At 41.0% G+C, this 4,816-nt stretch carries 5 protein-coding genes; 3 read left to right on the top strand and 2 right to left on the bottom strand.

Features of this window, described 5'->3' with window-relative positions; genetic code table 11:
- Nucleotides 1–173 precede the first annotated feature (173 nt).
- Nucleotides 174–725 carry a porin family protein gene (locus ASV53_RS22670; RefSeq protein WP_094958789.1) on the top strand — a complete coding sequence of 184 codons (552 nt, stop codon included), beginning with the start codon at nucleotides 174–176 and terminating at the stop codon, nucleotides 723–725.
- A gap of 140 nt (nucleotides 726–865) precedes the next feature.
- On the opposite strand, the gene ASV53_RS22665 is transcribed toward ASV53_RS22670, so the two are convergent.
- Nucleotides 866–1,585, bottom strand: coding sequence for a DUF4397 domain-containing protein (locus tag ASV53_RS22665; RefSeq protein WP_062690474.1), 720 nt, complete (start codon nucleotides 1,583–1,585; stop codon nucleotides 866–868).
- Nucleotides 1,586–1,672: 87 nt separating this feature from the next.
- On the opposite strand from ASV53_RS22665, the gene ASV53_RS22660 reads away from it, so the two are divergent.
- Entirely contained in the window at nucleotides 1,673–1,831 is a 159-nt protein-coding gene (locus tag ASV53_RS22660) for a DUF2256 domain-containing protein (protein ID WP_094958788.1), read from the top strand.
- Nucleotides 1,832–1,891: 60 nt separating this feature from the next.
- Entirely contained in the window at nucleotides 1,892–4,180 is a 2,289-nt protein-coding gene (locus tag ASV53_RS22655; RefSeq protein ID WP_094958787.1) for an ATP-dependent helicase, read from the top strand.
- Nucleotides 4,181–4,345: 165 nt separating this feature from the next.
- Here the strand turns inward: ASV53_RS22655 and ASV53_RS22650 are convergent.
- On the bottom strand, nucleotides 4,346–4,816 hold a 471-nt coding region (locus ASV53_RS22650), incomplete at its 5' end, for a murein L,D-transpeptidase catalytic domain family protein (protein WP_141226297.1).

Genomic DNA, 4,816 nt, shown 5'->3' with positions numbered 1-4,816 from the left:
GTTGTTTTCTATTACCACAATAAAACAATGTTTAATTAATTTAAGTTTTGCTATTTACAAGCCTCAGCAACTCGAGTAAATTTCACCCCATCGAATAAAACAGCGTTCGAAACGGAATTTAAAAATTGTTCGTTACGTTGTTAAAAACAACATTACAAATACATGGAGCTATCATGAAAAAGTTATTAGCCTTAGCAATCGTTTCAACTATTGGTTTTGGTGCGACAGCTGCACAAGCAGAAGGTCTATATGTAGGTGGTGATTTACAACTACAGCAACAAACAATGAAAGCTGACGGTGACAAGCAAAAGACTAAGCTTGGTGCAATCAATGGTAAAGTAGGTTACGAAGTTAACGAATACTTCTCGGTAGAAGGCCGTGCGGGTATGGGCGTTAAGAACGGTAAATACACTGCTGGTAACACAGAGCTAAAAGCAAAAGAAAAATACAATGTGGGTGCTTACGCATTAGCTAGCTACCCAATTACTGACTCTTTCTCTGTATACGGTCTTGCTGGTTACTCATACGGTAAAGTGTCTTTAGAAGCTAACGGTCAAAAAGAAAAAGCATCACTGAAAGGTCTGTCTTACGGTGTTGGTGCTAAATACAAAGTGACTGAGCAAATTGCACTTACTACTGAAGTGGGTCACTACGGTAAATACAAAGATGGCGATTCAAAAGTATCTAAAGAAGCTGTTAGCCTAGGTGTACAATACAGCTTCTAATTAGACGGGCTAGTCAACAGCCAGTCATGCCTTACTCTCAATGTTTGTTCCTGCGTAAATTGAACGGGTATTAAGGTATAATGAAAACAGCCCATCATGGGCTGTTTTTGTTTGTTAGGAACAAGGTTCTGATAAAGGGTTTATTCCACAAAGCCGTCCATCAAAATTAAATCTACTGCCGCAAAGTTTGCGTCCATATCAGATGCAATCGCGTTATAAACTTTTCCATTTTCAAGGTCAATAGTCACCATTTTAACAACAGTCTTAGTCCCTGTTGGAGTTAGCGTTACGTCGTATTGACCTGCTGGTAGCGCGATATAGCCTGTGTCTTTTTTAAAGACTAGCGCAGATACATTGGGAGTTAAGCCTGTAATATCCGCCTGCGGTGCTGTGACATAAATATCAACACCTGCTGCAGATGCATCATTTGCAAAGGCTGAACCATGAATCAACCTTATCTGTGCCATGTCATCTTTCATCTCAACATTATCTTCAAGCAAGATGACAGTGAATGGTCCTGTTCCGCCTGTGAATTTATCGAGGGCGATCGCACTGTATTTTTTATTTGCTTCTACTGGAATATCGGCCTCAAAGACTGCTGTTGTTGTCCCAGCCCCAACGACTTTAACGTTGTAAGTTGCTGGTGGCAGCATGGCGTATTCAGTCACATCTTTAAAGTTTTGATTGGTAAATGCTGCTGCATCGTTCACTAAAATATCGACTGCTGGCGCATCAGCCGAACCATGTATTACACGAAGTTGCGCCTCTGTAGGTGTTGTTGATGAATCATCGTCATCGTTACACCCAGTAATAAAGGCTGCCGCAATTGCGAATAAAGAAACTTTTAACCAAGCTTTCATAATATTTCCTCCTGTCTGGTCTCTAATCTACGAAGGTTGTCGATATGGCGATCACATTTACTTTTTTAGTTATCAATAAGGCCTCTAATGAAAAAGACTGATCTGCCAACAAAACCTTGTCCTGTTTGTTTAAAGCCTTTTAGTTGGCGCAAGAAATGGAAGCGTTGCTGGGATGAAGTAAAGTACTGTTCGGAACGTTGCCGACGAGCAAAAACTAGCCAGAAGCATGGGAATAAGGTGGATTAAATCCATTAACTTCACAATTTATGGCAAAATTGCAGTCATATTTTTTAGCCTGTTAGAATTATGACGACCTTTACTTCAGAACAAGATGCTTTTATTCAGCACCAAGATGGTAATGCCGTGTGTATCGCGGGTGCGGGCACAGGTAAAACAACAACTTTAGTTGGCTTGATTGGGCAAAAGCTGGAATCGATTTCGGCTAATTCAATGCTCGTTCTGATGTTTAACAAAGACATTCGGTCTGATTTTAAACAAAAACTTCATGCATCGGGTGTTATGCAGGATGTCCCTGTGCATACCTTCCATAGCTTTTGTTTGAAGTTTTTAAATCAAACTGGGTACTTGCGAGAAACAGGCTATCAAATTGATTTTAATGAAGGCGAGCAAGATAAGCGCTTTGCGAAGCAGATCCTTCGTGGTATTGCTCAGCAGGAAAAATCGTATCAACGGCAGCAGTTGATTAAAGATCCGAAAACCATCGAACTTTTGATGAATTTTATAGGCTTAGTGAAAGCCTATTTACTGCCGCCGAAAGAAGTTTTTGAGCTGACAGATATTAACCATGAATATCGTTTTATTCTCGATGCGTATCGAGAATTTGAGACGGTTCGAAAGCAACACAAGAAATTGTTCTTTGATGATTGGCTGGTTGAATCGGTAAAAGTGCTGAAACAATCTGAGGCGATTCGCACCCAGTATCAAAATCAGATCCGCTTGCTGGTGGTTGATGAATTCCAAGATATCAATAACGCGCAATATGCTTTGCTAAAGGCATTGTTGGGTGACCAAGCACAGCTTATTGCTGTGGGTGATGTCGACCAGTGTATTTATAAATGGCGGGGTAGTGCCCCTCAATTCATGCTCAATTTTGAACGTGACTTTGCGCCTGCAACAACCTACACCTTGTCTAACACTTTTCGTTTTGGTCACTCTTTAGCACTGGCCGCTGGGCAGTTGATTGCACAAAATAAAAATCGATTTCAAGATTTTATCACTGTCGCTAATGCTAAGCCGGACAATACCCATGTGCATGTGAATGGAAGTAGCCGTCAGGTTGGCGAAATTGCACAATCGATCCACAATCATATTACGAATGATGTTCAAAGCCATGATATGGCGATTTTAGTCCGTCGCTGGTCTCAAGCTTTGCTATTTGAGCTCGCTTTTCTTTCTAAGCAGATCCCATATCAAATGCCGATACCGTCAGTGTTATCCAATAGCCGTGAAGTTAGACTGCTGATGGATTTGATGATATTTACAACGGGTCGTTTTAGAGATGGGACGGAGCAGCAAAAATCAGGCTTATTATTTAACCTAATGTGCTTTCCCCACTGTTATGTGCCCAATAAAGTGTTGCAACCAATGTGTGCAGCTGTCGCCGCGTTGCCAACAACGCAATGGTTAAGTTACGCAGAGAAGCAAAAAGCGCAGAACAAAGAAGCTAATCTCGATAGTTTCATCGATCGGCTAGATCTACTGACCCGCATCGAGCGAAAAGGCGCATTCAAGGCTGTTGAAGTTTATCGACAGTACCGAAAAGATAGCCTGTTAGACAATTGGATTTGGAAAACCGAAGCGACTAACTCTGAGATTGAAGAAGCATTAGAGCGCTTAGATAGCATTGAAACGGTTTTAGACACTATGGATCAAAACTGTGCCAAAGCGCTACAGTATTTTGAATACTATACCCACCAAACAGGACAAGTTCATCAACGTGAGAAAGCGGCGCATGGTGTGCAACTCACGACAATATTCAGAGCAAAGGGCTGTGAGTACCGCCATGTGTATTTACCCTATTGGGATAAAGACGCCTTTCCCTATGTTAATCGCTCTGCCGCGAGTATTGGTGCAGATACAGAGGAAGAGCGCCGTTTAGCGTATGTGGCCTTAACGCGGGCAAAAGAAACCGCAAATGTGTTTTACACCACAGAAAATGCCAAAGATAGCGAGCGTTTGTGCGCAAGCACTTTTGTTCCTGAAGCAAAAGTGAGTATTGCCACGGATGTTGGCAATGCATTGTATCTTCAAGGTGAAGTGCCTTTTTATCGCTCAGAACTGGTTCATCAGTATTACGATAAGGTTGGTCGAATTGCGGATATGGCAAAGCCACCTGTTGAAGTAAAAAAAACACCGCCTAAAAGTGGCGATTATAGCTACCTGTGGGCGCTTGAGCAGCCAATACCTACCAATGCAGAAAAGGTCATTCGATCTTTAACAAAAACCAAAACAATTAAGTATTTAGACAGTGAAATAGCACGTGTATTACGTGAGATAGACAAGGCGAGCACAACCAAGAAAAAGGTATTAGAGAACCGTTTGGTAGTGGTTTCACGAGCAAAAGCAAGGAAGTAATAACGCGTTGCAATATAAGGCTGACGGCGTTGGTTATATAAACCTACGCCGTCATTAATAAAATATACTATTTAAATCTCAAACACTTAAGGTGTACCAGTTTACTAATTAACTCTTTATTTATTGTTGTGACTGATTTTTATATGCAATTATTTGCCAAGGTCATTACGCATGAGCGTAAATAACACTTCCACCTTTAATGGTATTAATGATTGATTTTGACAGTGCTTTAGGTAGTGCAGGGCAACCCCAGCTACGGCCTAGGTAGCCATTACGTTTGATGAAGCTTTCGTTGGCATAATCGGCGCCATGGATAACAATGTAACGTCGACGCGCGTTATCATTGATGCCTTTGGTTAAGCCATCAAGCTTTAATGAATAGCCATTGCCACCTTGGTAAGTGGTATCTGTGAGAAAAGTGCCTAAAGATGTTTGTTTTGAATTTACTACGTTAGAAAAACGATTAGCAACCTTACCACCACTGTTAACGCCATGAGTAACAAAAGTGTGGTATAGAAGCTTATTCTTTTTTAAATCAATCACAAAGAATCGTTTTTGTGTGGATGGTTTGCTGTAATCAATAATCGTCAGAATAGATTTCTTTTTATTTTTCGTATGATCGTAAGCTAAATAACC

Source organism: Photobacterium sanguinicancri (assembly GCF_002265265.1).
Lineage (GTDB): Bacteria > Pseudomonadota > Gammaproteobacteria > Enterobacterales > Vibrionaceae > Photobacterium > Photobacterium sanguinicancri.
The sequence above is the reverse complement of the archived record's forward strand: the minus strand, read 5'-3'. Positions and strand labels throughout refer to the sequence as shown.